Here is a 20,474-nt window from a genome sequence, read left to right as displayed (position 1 = left end):
GGGGGCGCTCGGGCTCGGCGCCCTTCGAGCTTTCCGAACACGAGCAGCGCGAGCTGCACGAGCTGAATACGAGCGCCGCATGAGCGCCTTACGACGGGACGGTCGTACGTCGATGAGCCCCCGCGCCGGGAACACCGGCCCCCACACTCTCGCCTTCGTCGAGAGCCCGGTACAGCTCCTGAATGTGCTGGAGTGGGCGCACGCCCGCCGGCATGCCATCGGCACGGGACTCACCCTCGTCGTCCTGTCCCCGATCGACCCCATGACCCGCGGCCAGCTGCGCCGGATGGCCGAACTGGCGCGCGAGGACGGGCACGCGGTCCGCTGGGAGGAGGCGCGGGGCGGCCCCGCGGCCCCCTTCCAGACGATCGGCGGCCTGGCGGGCCTGCTCCGCCGTGCCGACCGGATCGTCCTGGGCGACCCGTTCTCCCGTTACGTACAACTCCTGCTGACCATCACCAGGGCCCATGACATCGTGGTCGTCGACGACGGCACGGCCACCATGGAGTTCGTCGCCCAACTCGCCCGAGGCGAGCGCCTGGTCCGCTGGCACCGCAAGGGCGGCCGCCCCGGCCCGCGCGACCTGGTCTTCGCGCCGGTGTCCTCCGCCGCCCGCAAGCGCCTCACGCCGAGCGAGCGCCGCAAGGTCGAGATCTTCTCCTCCATGCCGATGGAGGAGACCCTGGCCGGCGTGACGGTCACCGCCAACACCTTCGCCTGGACGCGTGACCGCTTCGGCCCGCCCCGCATCACCAAGGGCGCGGACATGGTCGGCACGTCGTTGGTCGAGACGGGCGTCGTGGACGGCGACCGCTACCTCGAAGCCGTCCGCTCCCTGGCCAAGGCCCACGGCGCCACGCGTTACTTCGCCCACCGCCGCGAGAGCGCGGACAAACTGCACCGGCTGGCGGTCGAGACGGGGTTGGAGGTCGTACGCCCCGATCTCCCGCTGGAGCTGATCGCCCGCCGCGGCCCCATCGGCCGTACGATCCTGAGCTTCCCGTCAACGGTCGTCCACACCTTGCCGCTGGCGCTGTCGGGGACCGAGGTCCGGGTGGCGGTGTGCGACATCGACCCGGCGTGGCTGACGGAGAACGCGTCGCCTCGGGCGCAGGGGTTCTTGTCGGGGGTTACGGGGACGGCGCGGGATGTGCACCGGTTGTCGGCGGTGAGTGCGGTCTAGCGGGGGCGCACGCAGTCGGCGGCGTCTCTACGTCGCGGCGCCGCGGATCCCGAGGGCGAGGAACACCACGGCCGTGATCCCGGCGGCCGTGCGCCTGAAGCGGGGTGCGCGAAGGGTGCGGGAGGCGCGCTGGATGAGGACGGTCCAGACAACGAGCCAGAGCGCCATCAGCAGCGCGTGAGCGCTGGCCAGGGCGAGGATCTGTCCGCCGAAGGAATGGTCCGGTTCGATGAACTGGGGAGTCAGGGTCAGGTAGATGGAGGCCGCCTTCGGGTTGAGGACATTGGCGAGCAGGGCCTGGATGTAGACGGAGCCACGGGTCGGCACCGGCAGATACCGCCGGGCGGGAGCGTGCGCCGGTGCCCTGGCGGAACGCCAGGTCCATATACCCAGGCCGATGAGGTAGGCGGCGCCGATGAGCTTGACGGCTGTGAAGGCCTGGCTGGACTGCATGACCAGGGCCGACAGGCCGACTAAGGCGAGCGTGGCGTGGACGTACAGGCCGGTGGCTGTGCCGAGGATGACGGGGAGAGCCCGGCGGCGGCCGTCTGCTGTGACGTGTTGGGCCAGCAGGGCCAGGCTGGCTCCGGGGGTGGCAACCAGAGGAAGGACCGCCACCAGGAATCCTAGGGCGGCGTAGGGGTGGACCACGATGTCTCCTGGTCGGACAGGTTGGAGGCCGGGCGGGATCAGAGCACGACGCGGTAGTGGGTGGTCAGGCGCCGGTCGTCGCTCAGGATGTGGAAGGCGAGGCCGGGCGGCTGGTCACGGTCTGCGGGGCGGTCGCCCTCCCAGGGCATGCGCAGGGTCCAGGTGACGGCCGGCCCGACGATCAGGGGACGGGCGGCGAAACTGGAGACGGCCGCGGTGTGGGCGTGTCCGGTGAGGACGGCGACGACCTGCGGGTGCCTGTCGAGCAGGGCGGCGAGCCGGCCGGGCTGTTCCAGCATTCCGGAGTCCGGTAGCGGGTGGTGGAGTGCGACCGGCGGCTGATGGAAGGCGACCAGCGCCGGGGTGTCCCGTGGCAGACCCCCGAGCTGGGTGTCGATCCAGCCGAGCGTCTGGTCGTCGAGGCGTCCCTCGTCACGGCCCGGGATGGTGGAGTCGCACATCAGGACGGCGGCTCCGGCGATGTGATGGATCCGGTTGATGGGGCTGTGGTCCGGTGTCTCTCCCAGCAGGGCCTTGCGGAAGGCCGGACGGGCGTCGTGGTTGCCGGGGCAGGTGACACCGGGAAGGAAGCCGCCAGAAGGCGGGCCGCTTCCTCGTATTCGGCTTCCTCTCCGTGATCGGCGATGTCCCCCGTGACGAGGAGCGCATCGACCGGTCGGGGCAGGGCCCGCAGATAGTCCATGACGCGTTCGGCGCGTCGGGTGGCCCTCTCACTGCCATCCAGGTGCAGGTCACTGATCTGAGCAAGCAGCACCGTCATGCTCTGATCCCCCTCTAACGGTAAATTCAACTTTTCCGTTAGGGACTCTAGGATGTACGGGCGAGTGTGATCAAGTGGTCGACGATCAGTCAGCAGGAGGGGAAAGAGACGCCGATGGAGCGCTGGCCGGCACTGGAACTGGCGAGCACGATTCGTCATGACGGGGACGGCGGCGTGGCCGACGACCTCATGACGGGGGACGGGCTGGCCCGCTGGATTCAGGCACAGTCCGACCTGCTGGCCGGACATGTCCGCACAGCGGACATCGCGGCGGACGATGACCTGAGGAGGGAGATCGTCGAGCTGCGGCGCGCGGTCAGGGCGCTGTTCGCCCGAGCGGTCAGCCCCGCTCCCCCCAGCTCGGCGGACGCCCGACGCCTGATGTCGGCCGACCAGGCACTGGCCCACCTGAACACGGTCGCCGCCCGCGAAACGGTCGTCCCGCAGCTGGATTGGCCGACCGACGATACCCCCACGGTGCTTCTGCTGTCGGCGGAGAGCGACCCCAAGGTTCGGCTCGTCGCGGCCCTCGCCCGCGCCGCCATCGACTTCCTGAGTGGCCCGCAGCGCATACAGCTACGCGCCTGCACCGCGCCCCGATGTGTGCGCTACTTCGTCAAGAGTCACGGGCGCCAGGAGTGGTGCAAACCGTCGTGTGGCAACCGTGCGAGGGCGGCTCGCCACTATCGGCGGCAGCGGATGGCCACGGACGGCGGCGTCGAGAGCCTCGGTGGTTCTACCCAGGCGTGATCACTGGGCCGGGGACGTCTTCAGGGCTTCCACGAAAGGGCTGAAGGTCGACGCGGGAAAGGTGAGTGTTGCCCTGGCCGGGGCTTTGGAGTCACGGATGGCTATGCGGTCGGGCCAGGTTGCTATTTCGACGCAGTCGTTGCCTTCGCCGCCGCCGGAGTAGGACGACTTCCGCCAGCTGTCAGAAGTGGACATCACAGCTCCTTCGCCTTCAGGCATTCGATGAAGGGGGCGAAGGCCTCTATCGGGACCGTGAGGGTTCCGCGGGCCGGGGCCTTGGAGTCGCGGATGGATATGTGGGTGCGGCGGTCTGAGATTTCCAGGCAGGAGTTGCCGTCGCCCGCACCAGAGTATGACGACTTCCGCCAGTTGTCGGGGGTGTTCATCGGGTGCCTCACAGCTCTTTGGCCAGCCTGTGGATGAGGTCGCGCGACCGCTCGGGACCGAGCGACGCGGCTTCTACCCTACGGAAGAGTGTGCGAAGCACGGCCAGTTGGGCTTCCGAGTCGATGAATGCCGTGGCGTGAGGCGCATCACGCACGGCGGTATCCAGCCTGGGGACCGCGCCACCCGCCAGCATCATGGCCGCCCAGGATCCGCCGAACCCGTCCAGGTCGAACGGGATGACCCGCACGGCGACGTGGTCCGCCTCGGAGATACTGAGGAGCGCGTCGAGCTGCGCTCGGGAGGCAGGGCGGTCGCCGATGCGGATGCGCAGCGCCGCCTCGTGGATGACGGCTTCGTACGTCGTCGGGGTGGAGCCTTCGAGGATCGCCTTGCGCTGCATTCGATGCTGCACACGCAAGTCAAGCTCTTCGCGAGGGAGTTCGGGAATTCTGTCGGAGAAGATCGAGCGGGCGTAGCTCTCCGTCTGGAGCGGTCCTGGGACGTACAGGAACTGGACCTCCCGCAGGGACGTGGCGTGGTGCTCCAGCTCGGCAAGGTCGAGGAACGGCGTGGGTAGCGCCCCTCGATACTCCTCCCACCAGCCTTTGGCGCGGTTCGCTGCCATGGCCACGAGTGCCGAGATCAGCCCCTCGTCGGTGCAGGCGTAGTTGGTTGCAAGGCGGCGCAGGCGTTTCTCGCTCACCCCGGAGAGGCCGGATTCGATCTGGTTGATCTGAGTGGAGCTCACTCCGAGCAAGGCTGCCGCCTCACGGCCCGTCAGGCCCGCCGCGTCACGCAGCCTGCGCAGTTCTGCACCCAGGCGCAACTGGCGTGCAGTTGGTTCGCCCCTCAGCCCGGCCATGGACTACTCCTCCGTTCAACGCGCCTGCGAACGCGACTCGTTCGGGCACAGATTACGTGATCGGCTTGCTCGACCTGGAAATCAAGGTCTACCGTCAGTGACGCGACGCACACCCTGCGGAACCCGGGGACCCGGAAGCGCACCACTCCGTCCTGCCAAGACGGCTGCGGCACTGCCACCGCCCGCCGACCGCACCCCCCACCACCGAACCGGAGCTGACGCATGCCCAAAACTGAGCCCGAGCCCCAGGCTGCACCCTGGGAGTACTCCCTCTACATCCCCAACGACGTCCGAGCCGTCACCGTCTCCCGCCGCACCCTCCGCCTGATCCTCACGATGCACGGCCTGATCAACCACGTCGACGTCGCCGAACTGCTGGCCACGGAGCTGGTCTCCAATGCCGTACGGCATACGAAGGGCCCCGCAGCCCTACGGGTCCGATGGTCGGCGGGCGTGCTGCGGATCGGGGCCTGGGATGCCGATCCCGAACCGCCCGAACCGCCAGGGTCGTTGGACCAGCCGGCGGAGCTGGAGGACGGGCGCGGCCTCGCCCTGGTCCGGGCCTGCTCCGACCTGTGGGGATGGCAGCCGCTGTCCCGGCACGGCAACCGGGGCAAGTACGTGTGGTGCGAACTGGCCGGATAGGTCACGACTCCTTGCGGGCCAGGACGAACGCGCGAGGGCGTCTCTCCTCGCCGGCCGGTTCGCGCAGCACGCGGGCCTGGACCGGGAGGCCCGCGTCGGCCAGGTGGGCGGCGACCGTGTCGGGGGTGCGCCAGTAGTAGTCGAGCGAGATCTCGTGGCCGAACCGCTCCGCGAGGTGGAGGTGCTCCTCGTCCCCGTCGGGGCCGCCGGACTGGAACCCGAGGAGTACGTGGCCGCCGGGCACCAGGACGCGGCGGAACTCGGCGAACGTGGCGGCGAGATGCTCGGTCGGGATGTGGATGACCGAGTACAACGCGATGATCCCGCCGAGCGTCTCGTCGGGGAGGTCCAGAGCGGTCATCGAGCCCACGTGGAAACGCAGTTCGGGATGCGCGCGGCGGGCCAGCGCCACCATGCGGGGCGAGATGTCGACGCCGAAGACCGGCACACCGAGGGCGTGCAGGCGGGCGGTTGTGTAACCCGGTCCGCTGCCGAGGTCGGCGACGGGTGCCGGGACGTGCTCGTGGGCGAGCTCGGCGAAGGTGGTGATCAGGGAGCGGTCCAGGGGAGCGCTGTCGGCGCACCAGTCGGAGAAGGCCTCCGCGTAGGCGGGGGCCATCGCGTCGTACGAGGCCCGGGTGGCCGCCAGGAAACCGGCGTGCTCGGAGTTCTCGCGGGAAAGGGGGCTCACCGGGATCTGGGGCTTGTCGGCGGTCACGGGGCACACCCTAAAGGCCGTCCCGCGATGATCGAGGAGACCTGCCTGGTGACGAACTGACGCGGGCTGCCGCCAGTCGACGCAACGCAACGCATCGGCCACCGGGCGGCAGGCAGAGCCCTGCCACCCGGTGGCCGTGGTGTGTTCAGGACGCCGTGCCGGCCATGCCGCCTCCGCCGGTGGCGATGCCGCCGCTCGGCCTGGGCGTGCCGAAGGCGGGCGTGTCCTGCTGCCGGCACGTCGTCCCGGCCGGCGGGAGGATGCCGTCGATGAGGTAGCGGCTTTCGTGGGCCTGGATGCAGCTGCTGGGATTGAGCAGTGCGGTGTGCCCGACCCCGGTGAGGTTGAGCAGGCGGGCGTCCGCCAGTTCCCTGGCCATGGCTCGCGCTGCGGAGTCGGGGGTGGAGGGGTCGTAGGCGTTGCCGATGACCAGAAGGGGATGCGCCGTCGGTGTGTTCCACGGGCCGCGGTAGCGGTCGGGGGAGAGCGGCCAGTAGGTACAGCCCACGGTGGCCCAGGTCCAGTGACGTCCCGCGTCGCCCGCACGGGCGGCCGCGACCCGCTCCAGGGACTCGTAGACCCCGGGATCACGCGGATTCGGGCTGTCGCCGCAGAGCACCGCGGTGCCTTGCTCCTCGCCCACATACGGATTCGGATTCGGGACCGCCGGCGGGGGCGGGAGCGGGGACGGCTCGGGAACGCGGCCCTGCCACAGGCTTTGCAGCCTGACCGCGAGATTCGTCCACCCGGGGTGGACGACGTAGAGGCCGTTCATGATGCTGTCGACCGTGGCCGCATAGGTCCACGTGCCCACGGGATGCTTCCGCAGCCGCTGCATCAGCCGGTCGTACTTGTCCCGGGTCGCCTCGGGGCTGCCGGCGGAGAACGCGCAGCGGGCGGTGGTCGCGGCCCCGCACAGGCTGAGGAACTTGTCCACGGTCGCCGCCCCGCTGCGGTCCGAGCCCAGGCGGTGGAAGCTCGTGAGGCGGGCGTCGTCGCCGGAACCGTGGTTCGTCCACGCCTGCGGGTCCCAGTTGCCGTCGAGGACCATGGCGCGGACCTTGTCGGGGAACATGTTGGCGTACGTGGCGGCCAGGATCGTGCCGTAGGAGATCCCCAGGTACGTGAGCTGCGGGTCACCCACGGCCTGGCGGAGCCGGTCGAGGTCGCGGGCGGTGTCGGAGGTCGACACATGCCGCATCAGATCGGGGTCACGCTGCTCACAGCGCCGGGCCAGGTCCTTGTACGCGGCGAAAGCGGCCGTCCGCTCCTTCGCGCCGACGGGGAACCCGGCCGGTTTGCTCGCGTTCCACTCGGCGGCTTCCTCAGGGGTCGTGAAGCAGTTCATGGCGGTGCTGTTGCCGATACCGCGGGGGTCCCAGCTGACGATGTCGAACCGCTCCCGCACCTCGCGCGGGAATTTCTCGTAGCTGTCCGGCATCTGCACCGTTCCGGGGCCGCCGGGGCCGCCGGGGTTGAAGAACAGGGTGCCGATACGCCGATCGGGCTCGGTCGCCGCCCGTCTGACGACCGCCAGTTCGATCGTGCGACCACCCGGCTTGCTGTAGTCCAGGGGCACCTTCACGGTCGCGCAGTCGAACTCGCTCCCGGGAACGCACCGACTCCAGTCGATCCGCGCGACGGGCGCGGAGGGTGTGGGTGCACCGCCCGCCCAGGCGGGGTACGGCCCGCTGAGCACCGTCGAGCCGGCTACGAGAGCCGCGATGGCCGCGGTACGGCGTCGTCCGCTCGCCATGAGCCCACCTATTCGAGGCATGGACACTCCGTCCTACTCACTTGGCTGGCTGAGTGCCCGGAGGCGAGAACGCCCTGCTCCACGGACACATCCGTGTCCACAACATCCCGGGACGACAGCTCGAGCGAGACAACCGCAGCCGAACGGGCGAGTCGGCTGCCGCGGCCGGTGGCGGCGGCCCGGGTCGGAGGTGCGTGAAGGGTGCTTGCGGTCGGCCTGGCCCGCCGGCGGACCGCCCGCTGCCGCAGCGCCCCGCGGGCGGCGGCCGTCCGCCGCCCCGCCCTCACCCTCCGGCCGGCAGCGCCTCGCCGAGCGGGGCGAGGGCGCACCCGGTTGCCGTCGTGCACCGTTGTGATCAGGTCCGCCGCCCGCAGCACAGTGGGATGCCGGCCGGCCGTGGCCACCGAAACCCCGGCCCGCTGATCCGCCCCACCTCACAACGAGGTGCGACTCGAGGCCGTCCCGCCGTCGAACCCGCCGCTCGCGGCCGTCCTCGTCGGCACCGTCGTACGGCTGCCGCCCCGGCCTACCGGGGCCTCACGGCCCTGCCGGACCGCCCGCGACGATCACCCGGGAGCCGGTGCAACGCCGACGCCGGGCTCCGCCAGATGAACAGAACCGACGGGATGGGGCTGAACGTGGTATCCGTGAAGGAGGGTGATCCTCACTCTCCGTCGATTTCATGATCCACTCGGCGGAGTCGGGCGAGTTTACCCACCCAAACCGATACCTACGCGTCGGGCGGCCAGATTTTCTTCCCCAAACGGGTTGAACTTTTGTTGATCGAGGGTCAGTTGGCCACCTCGGCGTCCTACCCTTTAGAGGGTGAACCAACAGATGTCCTCCGAGTCCGAGTCCGATCATCCCGGGGAAGCCGCCCTTCCCGGCACCTTGCCGGAGGCGCTCCGTGCCGAACTCATCGAGTTCCGGCGCGACTTGCACATGCACCCGGAGCTCGGCAACCAGGAGTTCCGTACGACCGCCGCGATCAAGGGCCGCCTGGAGAAGGCCGGCCTGGCGCCCCGCGTGCTCGACTCCGGAACCGGGCTCATCTGTGACATCGGGGAGTGGGACGGCGAGCGCCCCATGCTCGCCCTGCGCGCCGACATCGACGGCCTGCCCATCCCGGACACGAAGAGTGACTGCTCGTACCGCTCGACCGTGCCGGACCGCGCGCACGCCTGCGGGCATGACGTGCACACGACCGTCGTGCTGGGCGCCGGCCTGGTCCTGGCCGACCTGCACAAGCGCGGGCAACTGCCCCGCCCCGTCCGGCTGCTCTTCCAGCCCGCCGAGGAGGTCCTCCCCGGAGGAGCCGTGGACGCCATCGCGTGCGGGGTCCTCGAAGGGGTCGGCCGGTTCCTCGCCGTGCACTGCGACCCCAAGGTGGACGCCGGGAAGCTCGGCCTGCGGGAGGGCGCCATCACGTCCGCCTGCGACCGGCTGGAAATCGCCCTCGACGGGCCCGGCGGGCACACGGCCCGCCCTCATCTGACGACCGACCTGGTCACCGCGGCCGCCCGGGTCGTCACCGACGTGCCCGCGGTCGTCGCCCGGCGCACCGACGCCCGCAGCGGCCTGTCCGTGACCTGGGGCCGTATCGAGTCCGGCCACGCACCCAACGTCATCCCCCAGCACGCCGAGCTCTCCGGGACCGTGCGCTGCCTCGACCTCGACACCTGGCGGCAGGCGCCCGATCTCGTCGTCGCCGCCATCGACGAGGTCGCCAACCTGCACCGCGCCAAGTCGGAGATCAACTACGTCCGCGGCGTCCCGCCCGTCGTCAACGACCCGGACTCCACCGAACTGCTGCGCGCCGCCATGACCGCCCGCCGTGGCGCCGATTCCGTCGAGGGCACCGAGCAGAGCCTCGGCGGGGAGGACTTCTCCTGGTACCTGGAGCACGTGCCCGGCGCCATGGCCCGGCTGGGGGTCCGCGTGCCCGGTGACCGGATCGGGCGGGACCTGCACCAAGGGGACTTCGACGTGGACGAGTCCGCCATCACGGTGGGCGTGGAGTTGTTCACCGCGGCAGCGCTGCTCGACGCCGCGGGTTAGGCGGGGCCCAGTCGCCGTGCGGGGTTGCGGTCGCAGGCGGCTGCGGGCACGCCGTGGCTGGTCGCGCAGTTCCCCGCGCCCCTTGCAGGTTTGCCGTGCATGGCGTTGAGTGCCGCCGCGCTCGTGCCGCGGGTCAGGCCGGCCCGGTCGCCGTGCGTGGCAGTCGGCTGCGGACCCCGTCGTGGTGGCTGGTTGCGCCCCGCGCGGAGCCGCATGTCGACGCGGCCCCCGCCCCTTTGCGGCGTCGCCACGCACGGCGTTGGACCGGACGCTCCGCTCCGCTTGCGGGCCGCGTCGAGCGGGGGGAGTCTGGCCCCATGGCGGGCGGTCCTGAGCGCCATCGTGGCGAAGGCACCACCGGTGCTGTCGCCCCATGCGTGCCTTTCGATCCGGTGGTTCACAAGGACGTAACCGGCCATCGGCACGAATGGATAACGGCCCGGCGAAACCCCGTTCCCAGGAGTGTCTACGCGCGTTAATGTGCGCCGAACTCAGCACCCACTGCGGGGCTTGGAGAATGGGGACTTCACGATGCGTCGGACATCCAAACTGACCCGTGTCGCGGTGGGGGTCGCGTCGATCGCGCTCGCTGCCACGGCGTGCGGTGGTACCAGCAGCGACAGCGGCAGCGACAGTGACGGCAGCGGCGACACCAAGGGTCTCGCCATCGCGTACGACATCGGCGGCAAGGGCGACCAGTCCTTCAACGACGCCGCGTACGCCGGTCTGCAGAAGGCTCAGAAGGAGTTCAAGTACAAGACGGCCGACATCGAGCCCACCGAGGGCGAGACGGACGCCGACAAGGAGCAGCGCCTGGCCTCGCTGGCCAAGCAGGGCTACAACCCGGTGATCGGCGTCGGCTTCGCCTACGGCCTCGCGATGGAGGCCGTGGCCAAGAAGTACCCGGACACCACCTTCGGCATCGTCGACTCGGTGGTCGAGGGCGACAACGTCGCCTCCCTCGTGTTCGCCGAGGAGCAGGCCTCTTACCTGGCGGGCGTCGCCGCCGCCAAGGCCACCAAGACCAACACGGTCGGCTTCATCGGCGGTGTGGACATCCCGCTGATCCACAAGTTCGAGGCCGGCTACAAGCAGGGCGTCCAGGACACCAGCGGCGGCAAGGTCAAGGTCCTCTCGCAGTACCTGACGCAGACCGCGGAGGAGGGTGGCTTCTCCAGCCCCGACAAGGGCAAGGCAGCCGCCGAGGGCCAGATCGAGAAGAACGCCGACGTCCTCTACCAGGCGGCGGGTCTGTCCGGTCAGGGCGTCATCGAGGCCGCCGCGAAGGCCAAGGTCTGGGCGATCGGCGTCGACTCCGACCAGTTCGAGCAGGCCGCCCTGGCGTCGTACAAGGGCTACATCCTGACCTCCGCCCTCAAGGACGTCGGTGGCGCGGTCTACGCGCTGGCCAAGTCCGTCGAGGACGGCAAGCCGCTGACCGGCACCCAGACCTTCGACCTGAAGGTCAACGGCGTCGGCCTGTCCGAGTCCAACCCGGAGTTCGCGAAGATCCCGGGCCTCACGGAGGCCGTGGCCAAGGCCAAGGAGGGCATCATCGACGGCTCGATCAAGGTCAAGACCGAGTAGTCACAGTCGTCGTAGGAGGTCGTGCGAGGTCGTACCAGGCCGTAGTGGGCCGTACCAGGTCGTACGCCGGAAGCGGGCGGGCATCCGAGGATGTCCGCCCGCTTCGCTGTTCCCGGCCCCTCCACCCTCGCTTCCGCTTTGCGATCGGCAAGCCCCGGGTCAAGGTCACGCGTGGACTTGGCCACGGGCGCATAACAAGGTGGACAGAAGGGGTTTTCAGGTTGGTCTACGCGCGTTAATCTGCGGCGAAAGCCAGCGCCGTTGCTGTGACTGCTGTACCGAGCTGTACCGTCCGGCGCTTGTACTAAGGAGCACCTACACATGCGCCGGATTTCCCGGATCACGGTCGCAGGCGCAGCGACCGCCTCCCTGGCCCTCGCGCTCTCCGCCTGTGGCGGCACCTCGACGTCTGCCTCGTCGGACTCGAAGGGCGACAAGGGCCTCGCCATCGCGTACGACGTCGGCGGCAAGGGCGACCAGTCCTTCAACGACGCCGCGTACGCGGGCCTGGAGCAGGCGAAGAAGGAGTTCCAGTACGGCACGGCCGACGTCGAGCCCACCGAGGGCGAGACGGACGCCGACAAGGAGCAGCGCCTGGCCTCGCTGGCCAAGCAGGGCTACAACCCGGTCATCGGTGTCGGTTACGCGTACGCGGCCGCCGTCAAGGGCGCCGCGGAGAAGTTCCCCGACACCACCTTCGGCATCGTGGACGACTCCACGGTCGAGGCGAAGAACGTCGCGGACCTGGTCTTCTCCGAGGAGCAGGCCTCGTACCTGGCCGGTGTCGCCGCCGCCAAGAGCACCAAGACGAACACGGTCGGCTTCGTGGGCGGTGTGGACATCCCGCTCATCCACAAGTTCCAGGCCGGTTTCGAGCAGGGCGTCAAGGACACCGACCCCAAGGTCAACGTCCTGTCCCAGTACCTCACGCAGACCGCGGAGGAGGGCGGCTTCTCCAGCCCGGACAAGGGCAAGTCGGCCGCCGAGGGCCAGATCGAGAAGAAGGCCGACGTCGTGTACGCGGCCGCCGGTCTGTCCGGTCAGGGTGTCATCGAGGCCGCCGCCGCCAACAAGGTGTGGGCGATCGGTGTCGACTCCGACCAGTACAAGCAGGAAGCCCTTGACAAGTACAAGGACTCCATCCTGACTTCGGCGATGAAGGACGTCGCCAAGGCGGTGTACAACCTGGCGAAGTCGGTCGAGGACGGCAAGCCCGAGACCGGTATCGTTCGTGGCGATCTGAAGACCGGCGAGGTGAGCCTGTCGAACTCCAACCCGAAGTTCGCGGACAACACCGAGCTGCAGGACGCCATCAAGACGGCCAAGGAGAAGATCATCAGCGGCGAGATCAAGGTCAAGTCCAGCTGATTTGCAACACCCTGAGCAGCGGTAACCGAGGGGTTACGTCCGCGCGACGGGGTACGGAGAGACTCTCCTGGTGGGAGATTTCCCCGTACCCCGTTGTCGCGGTGCGTCGGCCCCTTATCAGGCCATAGGGGCGCTACGCGCGTAGACGACCCCCGTCCCCAGGAGAGTGCGCCATCAACGCGTCCAGCAGCCCTCCGGCCGGAGCGGCGGTCAACGGTCAGGTGACCGCCGTCGAGCTCGCCGGGATCACCAAGCGTTTCCCGGGCGTCGTGGCCAACCACGACATCCACCTCACCGTCCGCAAGGGCACCGTCCACGCCCTCGTCGGCGAGAACGGCGCAGGCAAGTCGACGCTGATGAAGATCCTCTACGGCATGCAGAAGCCGGACGAGGGCACCATCGCCGTCGACGGCCGGCAGGTCACCTTCTCGTCGCCGGCGGACGCCATCGTCCGCGGCATCGGCATGGTGCACCAGCACTTCATGCTCGCCGACAACCTCACCGTCCTCGAGAACGTCGTGCTGGGCAGCGAGAAGCTCCACGGCATCGGCGCCAAGGCCCGCCGCAAGATCAAGGAGATCTCCGAGCGCTACGGCCTCGGCGTGGAGCCCGACCGCCTCGTCGAGGAGCTCGGTGTCGCCGCCCGCCAGCGCGTGGAGATCCTCAAGGTCCTCTACCGCGGCGCCACCACGCTGATCCTCGACGAGCCCACGGCCGTCCTGGTGCCGCAGGAGGTCGACGCGCTCTTCGACAACCTGCGCGAGCTGAAGTCCGAGGGCCTGTCGGTCATCTTCATCTCCCACAAGCTCGGCGAGGTCCTCTCCGTCGCCGACGAGATCACCGTCATCCGCCGCGGCACGACGGTCGGTACGGCCGTGCCCGCCGAGACCACTCCCAAGCAGCTGGCCGAGATGATGGTCGGCAGCGAGCTGCCGACGCCGGAGACCGCCGAGTCCACGGTCACCGACCGCCCGGTCATCACCGTCGACAAGCTGCGCCTGGAGGCGGTGGGCGGCAAGGCCCTGCTGGACGACATCACGTTCACCATCCACGCGGGCGAGGTCCTGGGCATCGCCGGCGTCGAGGGCAACGGCCAGACCGAGCTGGTCGACGCGCTCATCGGCCTCAAGGGCGCCGACTCCGGCACGATCACCCTCGTCGACGAGGAGATCACCGACTGGACCACCCGCAAGCGCCGCGAGCAGGGCATCGGTTACATCCCCGAGGACCGCCACCGCCACGGTCTGCTCCTGGAGGCCCCCCTCTGGGAGAACCGCATCCTCGGCCATGTCACCGAGAAGCCCCTCGCCAAGGGCGTCTGGCTGGACCCGAAGGCCGCGCAGGAGGACACGCGTCGCATCGTCGAGGCGTACGACGTCCGCACGCCAGGCATCGACGTCACCGCCGCGTCCCTGTCCGGCGGCAACCAGCAGAAGCTGATCGTCGGCCGCGAGATGAGCCACACCCCCCGCTTCCTGATCGCCGCGCACCCCACCCGTGGTGTGGACGTCGGTGCGCAGGCCGCGATCTGGGACCACATCCGTGAGGCCCGCCGCGAGGGCCTGGCCGTGCTGCTGATCTCCGCCGACCTGGACGAGCTCATCGGCCTGTCCGACACCCTCCGCGTGATCTACAACGGCAGGCTGGTCGCCGACGCCGACCCGGCCACCATCACCCCGGAGGAGCTCGGTTCGGCGATGACCGGCGCCGCGACCGGTCACCTGGAACACGACGAGACCCCCGAGACCCCGGCAGAGACCCCCGAGATCCGCAAGTCTCCCGAGTCCGGCGAAGACGAGGCCCGCTGATGAAGAAGTTCGACAAGGAGCGCGTGCTCCTCGCGGTGGCCGGCCCGGTCATCGCGCTCGCCGTGGCCTTCGTGCTCAGCGCGATCGTGCTGATCGCCTCCGGCAAGAGCCCGGTCGAGCCGTACACCCTGATGTTCGAGCAACTCGGCTTCTCGGACATCCAGGTCCTGATCATCAACCAGGCCTCGATGTACTACATCGCGGCCCTCGCGGTGGCCATCGGCTTCCGGATGAACCTGTTCAACATCGGCGTCGACGGCCAGTACCAGCTCGCCGCCATGATGGCCGCGATCGTCGGCGCCCACGCGAACCTGCCGGCCGCGCTGCAGATCCCGCTGCTGCTCCTCACCGCCGTCTGCACCGGCGCCTTCTGGTCCGGAATCGCCGGTGTCCTCAAGGTCACCCGCGGTGTCAGCGAGGTCGTCGCGACGATCATGCTCAACGCGATCGCCACGTCGGTCATCGCCTACCTGTGGCTGCCGAACGTCTTCGGCGTCAAGGTCGGCAACAACAACACCACGGGCGAGATGCATGAGTCCGGCTGGGTCCCCGGCATCAGCATGGGCGACGCCGGCGAGATCTACGGCCTGGTCTTCCTCGCCGTCCTGCTCGGCATCGCCTACTGGGTCGTGCTCAACCGCACCCGCTTCGGCTTCGACCTGCGCGCCTCCGGCGCCTCGCAGACCGCCGCCGCGGCCAGTGGCGTCGACCCCAAGCGCATGGTGCTCACCGCCATGCTGCTCTCGGGCGGTCTCGCCGGCCTCGCCGGTCTGCCGATCCTGCTCGGCGACACCCACACGTACAGCCTGAACTTCCCCACCGGCATCGGCTTCCTCGGCATCGGCATCGCCCTGCTCGGCCGCAACAGCCCCGTCGGCATCGCGTTCGCCGCCCTGCTGTGGGCCTGGCTCGACAAGGCCTCGCCGGAGCTCGACTTCCACGGCTACGACAAGGAGATCGCGGTCATCATGCAGGGCCTGATCGTGCTCTCGGTCGTCGTGTCCTACGAGGCCGTCCGTGAGTGGGGCCTGCGCCGCCAGCAGCGCCAGGTCGGCGCCGAACTCGCCGCCGGTCACGTCCTCGGCGCCGACAACAACACCACGAAGGAGGTGGCTGGCCGATGACCGCCCCGACCTCGGCGACCGACGTCAACCAGCCCACGCTGCAGCCCGCGGCACCGACCGGCCGCCGCCTCTCGTGGCCCGTCCTGCTCCTGGTCATCGCCGGAGCCCTTGCGCTGACCTCGATCGTCCGCCTCATCACCGGCGCCGACGGCATCACCAACGTCAGCCAGATGTCCACCGCGCTCCAGCTCGCCGTGCCGATCGGCCTCGCCGGTCTGGGTGGTCTGTGGGCCGAGCGGGCGGGCGTCGTCAACATCGGCCTCGAGGGCATGATGATCCTCGGCACCTGGTTCGGCGCGTGGGCCGGCTTCCAGTGGGGCCCGTGGAGCGGTGTCGTCGTCGGCATCATCGGCGGCTGCATCGGCGGCATCCTGCACGCCATCGCCACCGTCACCTTCAGGGTCAACCACATCGTCTCCGGTGTGGCGATCAACATCCTCGCCCTCGGCATCACCCGTTACCTCGCGCCCCTCGCCTTCGAGGGCCACGCGGGCGGCTCCGCCAAGCAGTCCCCGGCGATCGACTCCCTCGGCCACTTCACGGTGCCCGGCCTGTCCGACGGGCTGCGGGACCTGAACAACCAGGGCTGGTTCTTCATCTCCGACATCGCCGGCCTGCTCGGCGGTCTGGTCACCAACGTCTCCTGGCTGACCCTGATCGCCATCGCCCTGATCCCCGGCACCTGGTGGATCCTGTGGCGCACCGCCTTCGGTCTGCGCCTGCGTTCCTGCGGTGAGAACCCGGTCGCGGCCGAGTCCCTCGGCGTGAACGTCTACAAGTACAAGTACATCGCCGTGATCATCTCCGGCGGCCTGGCCGGCCTCGGTGGCGTCTTCCTCTCCATCGTCGCCAACCCCTTCTATCTGGAGGGCCAGGTCAGCGGCCGCGGTTACATCGGCCTCGCCGCGATGATCTTCGGCAACTGGATGCCGGGCGGCCTCGCCCTCGGCGCCGGCCTGTTCGGCTACACCGACAGCCTCAACCTGCGCGGCGGCTCCACGAACGTGCACGCCCTGCTGCTGCTCGGCGCGCTCCTGCTGATCATCGGTGCCATCTGGCTGGTGATCCGCAAGAAGTACGCCCCGTCGATGATCACCGCGGTGGTCGGCGCCCTGGTCTACACCTGGTACGCCACCACCAACGAGGTCCCGAACCAGGTCGTCTCCGCCACGCCGTACGTCGTCACGCTCGTCGTCCTCACGCTGTCCGCGCAACGCCTGCGGATGCCGAAGGCGGACGGCCTGCCGTACAAGAAGGGCCAGGGCAAGTGACCCCGGCCGCCTCCCACGACGTCGACTGGGACAAGCTGCGCGCGGCGGCCCGGGACGCCATGTCCCGCGCCTACGCCCCGTACTCCGGCTACCCGGTCGGCGTCGCGGCCCTGGTCGACGACGGCCGTACGGTCACCGGCTGCAACGTCGAGAACGCGTCGTACGGCATCGGCCTGTGCGCCGAGTGCGGACTGGTCTCGGAGCTGCAGAACACCGGGGGCGGCCGCCTGACGCACTTCACCTGCGTCGACGGCGAGGGCGACGTCCTCGTCCCCTGCGGCCGCTGCCGGCAGCTGCTCCACGAGTTCGGCGGCCCGGAGCTTCTCCTGGAGACCCCGGCGGGCATCCTGCCGCTGTCGGAGATGCTGCCGCAGGCCTTCGGGCCTGGCCACCTCAGAAAATAACTCCCGTGCGGCCCTTCCGAGTTGCTCCCGTGAGCCGCTCGGAGGGGCCGTGCCGTTTCCGAAAGTTCGGCCGGAAGGAAAGTCATGGCCATGGACGCAATCTCTGTCATCCGCACCAAGCGCGACCGCGGTGAGCTCAGCGACGAGCAGATCGACTGGGTCATCGACGCGTACACCCGCGGGGAGGTCGCCGACGAGCAGATGTCCGCGCTCGCCATGGCGATCCTGATCAACGGCATGAACCGCCGAGAGATCGCCCGCTGGACGGCGGCGATGATCGCTTCCGGTGAGCGCATGGACTTCTCGTCGCTGTCCCGCCCGACGGCCGACAAGCACTCGACGGGCGGCGTGGGCGACAAGATCACGCTGCCGCTGGCTCCCCTGGTCGCGGCCTGCGGCGCGGCCGTCCCCCAGCTCTCGGGCCGGGGCCTCGGCCACACGGGCGGCACGCTGGACAAGCTGGAGTCGATCCCGGGCTGGCGCGCCCTCCTCTCGAACGAGGAGATGCTGTCGGTGCTGGACGGCACGGGCGCGGTGATCTGCGCGGCGGGCGATGGCCTGGCCCCCGCGGACAAGAAGCTGTACGCGCTGCGCGACGTCACCGGCACCGTCGAGGCGATCCCCCTGATCGCCTCGTCGATCATGTCGAAGAAGATCGCGGAGGGTACGGGCTCCCTGGTCCTGGACGTGAAGGTCGGCACGGGCGCCTTCATGAAGACGATCGAGGACGCGCGCGAGCTGGCGTCCACGATGGTGGGCCTGGGCACGGACCACGGCGTCAGGACGGTCGCGCTCCTCACGGACATGTCCACCCCTCTCGGCCTCACGGCGGGCAACGCCCTGGAGGTCCGCGAGTCGGTCGAGGTCCTGGCGGGCGGCGGCCCGGCGGACGTCGTGGAGCTCACCATCGCCCTGGCCCGCGAAATGCTGGACGCCGCCGGGGTGAAGGACGCAGACCCGGCCAAGGCCCTGGCCGACGGCTCGGCGATGGACGTCTGGCGCCGCATGATCGCGGCCCAGGGCGGCGACCCGGACGCGAAGCTGCCGGTGGCGCGCGAGCAGCACGTCATCAAGGCCCCGTCCACCGGCGTCCTGACCCGCCTCGACGCCTACGGCATCGGCGTCGCCGCCTGGCGCCTGGGCGCCGGACGCGCCCGCAAGGAGGACCCGGTCCAGGCGGGCGCGGGCATCGAGCTCCACGCCAAGCCGGGCGACACGGTCACCGAGGGCCAGCCCCTGCTGACCCTGCACACCGACACCCCGGAGCGCTTCGAGTACGCGCTCCAGTCCGTGGAGGGCTCGTACGACATCGCGGGGGCGGGGACGGACTTCACGGCTTCGCCCGTCGTGCTGGAACGTATCGCCTGACCAGGCGATCTCCCCTTCGGGTGAACGGGATCGGTGGACCTCCGCCGGTCCCGTTCGGCATGCTGGGATCGGTGACGACCGATTGGAGACCGCCATGAGCGCACTCACCGTGAGCCAGGACCCCGACCAGAACTGGGACGACCTCGTCCGGTACTGGGAGGAGATGGAATGGCCCGAGGGCAGCAAGGTGGAGATCATTGAGGGGATCATCACCGTGTCACCTGCTCCCGCATCCCGCCACAGCGTGATCGCGGCCCGTATTCAACGTCGCCTCTACTCCGTGATTCCCGAGGACTGGGAGATCTTCCAGACACTGGCGATCGCCGTGCCGTCCCGCCTGGGCATGCTCATCCCTGACCTGCTCGTGGCTCCCGTGCAGGAATGCGCGGAGGCGGAATCCCACATCCCGGCGGCCTTGGCCGAACTCGTCGTCGAGGTGACCTCCAAGTCCAACGCCCAGCACGACCGCGTCAGCAAGCCCGCGGCCTACGCCACCGCCGGGATCCCGCTCTACCTGCTGATCGACCGCTGGGCCCCCGGCGGCCCCACCGCCACGCTCTTCGGAGAGCCCAAGGGCGATGTGTACCGGGTGTTGAGCGCCGTGAAGTTCGGTGACCCCATCAAGCTGCCGGACCCGTTCGACGTGACGATCGACACCGGCGAGTTCCCCGTCGACTGACTGTCAGCCCAGCAACGCCGCCACCCCCACCAACACCGGCACCGAGATCACCGTCGACAGCAGGATCGAGTCCCGCGCCAACCGCTCGCCCACCCCGTAACTCGACGCATACGTATAGAGGTTCTGCGCGGCGGGCAGCGCCGACGTCACCACCACGTCCAGCAGGGGAGCGCCCCGCAGGCCGAACACGCCGGCCGCGAGGGCCCAGGCCGCCGCCGGCTGGCCGACCGACTTGAGGGCGACCGAGAGGAACACCGGATGCCGGTCCGGTCCCCGGCCGGGCATCGTGCTGCCGCACAGGGAGATGCCGAAGGCCAGCAGGACCGCCGGGACCGACATGCCGCCGATCAGGGTCAGGGGGTCCAGGACGGGGGCCGGGATGCGCAGCCCCGTCGCCGACACCGCCACGCCCGCCAGTGAGCCGACCGCGATCGGGTTGCGCAGCGGGGTCAGCAGGCGGCGCCACAGCGGGCCCTTCCCGCCCCCGCCGGACAGATCGAGGATCGTCAGGGCGATCGGAGTGACCCCGACCAGCTGAAACAGCAGCACCGGCGCCACCAGCGAGGCGTCGCCCAGGACGTACACTGCGATCGGGATGCCCAGGTTGCCGGAGTTGACGTAACTGGAGCACAGCGCGCCGATCGTCGTACGACCCACTCCCCAGCGCCGTACGACACCCACCGCGACGAAGACGCCGGCCGCCGCGGCCGTGCTCAGGGCGGTGACCAGGAGGCGGCTGGAGAAGATCACCGAGAGGTCGGTCTGCGCGAGCGTGGTGAACAGCAGCGCCGGGGACGCCACGTGGAAGGCCAGCTTGGTGAGGACCTCGCGGCCGTGGTCGCCGAGGTAGCCGCGTCGGCCGATGGCATAGCCCACCCCGATGACGACCGCGATCACCGCGAACCCCGTCAACACCCCCTGCACGGCACCTCCTTGGCGGAAACGAAACCGCAGGGTATCCGGGGAGGCGCTGATACGTGGGGCATACAGGCAACCCTCCGGGGAAGGAGGGCACCGGGTCAATGTGATCCCGGCAGGCGGACACCTCGACGGCGCACGACACCGGGCGACGGG

General features: G+C 69.7%; 19 protein-coding genes and 1 pseudogene. 12 read left to right on the top strand and 8 right to left on the bottom strand.

The window, feature by feature from the left end:
- The first annotated feature begins 112 nt into the window (after positions 1 to 112).
- Complete coding sequence (locus tag ACWGDB_RS26545; RefSeq protein ID WP_453824781.1) at positions 113 to 1,183, top strand: hypothetical protein; 1,071 nt, start codon at positions 113 to 115, stop codon at positions 1,181 to 1,183.
- Between the two features lie 27 nt (positions 1,184 to 1,210).
- On the opposite strand, the gene ACWGDB_RS26540 is transcribed toward ACWGDB_RS26545, so the two are convergent.
- Positions 1,211 to 1,834 carry a LysE family translocator gene (locus ACWGDB_RS26540; protein ID WP_453824700.1) on the bottom strand — a complete coding sequence of 208 codons (624 nt, stop codon included), beginning with the start codon at positions 1,832 to 1,834 and terminating at the stop codon, positions 1,211 to 1,213.
- Between the two features lie 38 nt (positions 1,835 to 1,872).
- A pseudogene (locus ACWGDB_RS26535) lies at positions 1,873 to 2,615 on the bottom strand (metallophosphoesterase).
- A gap of 114 nt (positions 2,616 to 2,729) precedes the next feature.
- On the opposite strand from ACWGDB_RS26535, the gene ACWGDB_RS26530 reads away from it, so the two are divergent.
- Positions 2,730 to 3,365 (top strand): CGNR zinc finger domain-containing protein, encoded by a 636-nt coding sequence (locus tag ACWGDB_RS26530; protein ID WP_453824699.1) that lies wholly within the window; start codon positions 2,730 to 2,732, stop codon positions 3,363 to 3,365.
- Here the strand turns inward: ACWGDB_RS26530 and ACWGDB_RS26525 are convergent, their stop codons facing one another.
- From ACWGDB_RS26525 to ACWGDB_RS26515, 3 genes are read right to left on the bottom strand one after another with little or no spacing between them, the layout of a single operon-like run.
- On the bottom strand, positions 3,366 to 3,560 hold the full coding sequence (locus ACWGDB_RS26525) for a DUF397 domain-containing protein (protein ID WP_453824698.1): 195 nt from the start codon (positions 3,558 to 3,560) through the stop codon (positions 3,366 to 3,368).
- Entirely contained in the window at positions 3,560 to 3,751 is a 192-nt protein-coding gene (locus ACWGDB_RS26520; RefSeq protein WP_453824697.1) for a DUF397 domain-containing protein, read from the bottom strand. Before ACWGDB_RS26520 ends, ACWGDB_RS26525 begins: the two co-directional genes overlap by 1 nt.
- Positions 3,752 to 3,759: 8 nt before the next feature.
- Positions 3,760 to 4,614 (bottom strand): helix-turn-helix domain-containing protein, encoded by an 855-nt coding sequence (locus tag ACWGDB_RS26515; RefSeq protein ID WP_453824696.1) that lies wholly within the window; start codon positions 4,612 to 4,614, stop codon positions 3,760 to 3,762.
- A 222-nt stretch (positions 4,615 to 4,836) separates the two neighbouring features.
- Here ACWGDB_RS26515 and ACWGDB_RS26510 point away from each other — a divergent pair, with 222 nt between their 5' ends.
- Positions 4,837 to 5,259 (top strand): ATP-binding protein, encoded by a 423-nt coding sequence (locus ACWGDB_RS26510; protein WP_453824695.1) that lies wholly within the window; start codon positions 4,837 to 4,839, stop codon positions 5,257 to 5,259.
- Between the two features lies 1 nt (position 5,260).
- On the opposite strand, the gene ACWGDB_RS26505 is transcribed toward ACWGDB_RS26510, so the two are convergent.
- Positions 5,261 to 5,878 carry a class I SAM-dependent methyltransferase gene (locus ACWGDB_RS26505; RefSeq protein ID WP_453824780.1) on the bottom strand — a complete coding sequence of 206 codons (618 nt, stop codon included), beginning with the start codon at positions 5,876 to 5,878 and terminating at the stop codon, positions 5,261 to 5,263.
- A 244-nt stretch (positions 5,879 to 6,122) separates the two neighbouring features.
- Positions 6,123 to 7,733 (bottom strand): alpha/beta hydrolase, encoded by a 1,611-nt coding sequence (locus ACWGDB_RS26500; protein WP_453824694.1) that lies wholly within the window; start codon positions 7,731 to 7,733, stop codon positions 6,123 to 6,125.
- An 837-nt stretch (positions 7,734 to 8,570) separates the two neighbouring features.
- Between ACWGDB_RS26500 and ACWGDB_RS26495 the strand changes: the two genes are divergently transcribed.
- The 9 genes from ACWGDB_RS26495 to ACWGDB_RS26455 all read left to right on the top strand — a co-directional run bounded on the left by ACWGDB_RS26495 (position 8,571) and on the right by ACWGDB_RS26455 (position 19,400).
- Positions 8,571 to 9,791, top strand: a complete 1,221-nt coding sequence (locus ACWGDB_RS26495) for a M20 family metallopeptidase (RefSeq protein WP_453824779.1) — start codon at positions 8,571 to 8,573, stop codon at positions 9,789 to 9,791.
- A 531-nt stretch (positions 9,792 to 10,322) separates the two neighbouring features.
- A complete protein-coding gene (locus ACWGDB_RS26490) occupies positions 10,323 to 11,378 on the top strand; it encodes a BMP family lipoprotein (RefSeq protein WP_453824693.1) in 1,056 nt (351 codons plus the stop codon).
- Between the two features lie 321 nt (positions 11,379 to 11,699).
- Positions 11,700 to 12,746 carry a BMP family lipoprotein gene (locus ACWGDB_RS26485; protein ID WP_453824692.1) on the top strand — a complete coding sequence of 349 codons (1,047 nt, stop codon included), beginning with the start codon at positions 11,700 to 11,702 and terminating at the stop codon, positions 12,744 to 12,746.
- A gap of 221 nt (positions 12,747 to 12,967) precedes the next feature.
- Positions 12,968 to 14,554: an ABC transporter ATP-binding protein gene (locus ACWGDB_RS26480; RefSeq protein ID WP_453824691.1), complete on the top strand. Its 1,587-nt coding sequence runs from the start codon at positions 12,968 to 12,970 to the stop codon at positions 14,552 to 14,554.
- Positions 14,554 to 15,678 (top strand): ABC transporter permease, encoded by a 1,125-nt coding sequence (locus ACWGDB_RS26475; RefSeq protein ID WP_453824690.1) that lies wholly within the window; start codon positions 14,554 to 14,556, stop codon positions 15,676 to 15,678. The genes ACWGDB_RS26480 and ACWGDB_RS26475 overlap by 1 nt, the downstream gene beginning before the upstream one ends.
- Entirely contained in the window at positions 15,675 to 16,949 is a 1,275-nt protein-coding gene (locus ACWGDB_RS26470) for an ABC transporter permease (RefSeq protein WP_453824689.1), read from the top strand. The genes ACWGDB_RS26475 and ACWGDB_RS26470 overlap by 4 nt, the downstream gene beginning before the upstream one ends.
- Entirely contained in the window at positions 16,946 to 17,353 is a 408-nt protein-coding gene (locus ACWGDB_RS26465; RefSeq protein ID WP_453824688.1) for a cytidine deaminase, read from the top strand. The genes ACWGDB_RS26470 and ACWGDB_RS26465 overlap by 4 nt, the downstream gene beginning before the upstream one ends.
- 90 nt (positions 17,354 to 17,443) lie before the next feature.
- The gene (locus ACWGDB_RS26460; RefSeq protein WP_453824687.1) at positions 17,444 to 18,721 is read left to right on the top strand and encodes a thymidine phosphorylase; all 1,278 of its coding nucleotides are present in this window, start codon (positions 17,444 to 17,446) and stop codon (positions 18,719 to 18,721) included.
- Between the two features lie 94 nt (positions 18,722 to 18,815).
- Positions 18,816 to 19,400, top strand: a complete 585-nt coding sequence (locus ACWGDB_RS26455) for a Uma2 family endonuclease (RefSeq protein ID WP_453824686.1) — start codon at positions 18,816 to 18,818, stop codon at positions 19,398 to 19,400.
- Between the two features lie 3 nt (positions 19,401 to 19,403).
- On the opposite strand, the gene ACWGDB_RS26450 is transcribed toward ACWGDB_RS26455, so the two are convergent.
- Positions 19,404 to 20,324, bottom strand: coding sequence for an AEC family transporter (locus tag ACWGDB_RS26450; RefSeq protein ID WP_453824685.1), 921 nt, complete (start codon positions 20,322 to 20,324; stop codon positions 19,404 to 19,406).
- Positions 20,325 to 20,474: the final 150 nt, after the last annotated feature.

Source organism: Streptomyces sp. NPDC055013 (assembly GCF_053608645.1).
Note: the sequence above shows the minus strand (reverse complement) of the source record. Positions and strands in the feature narration are given on the sequence as shown.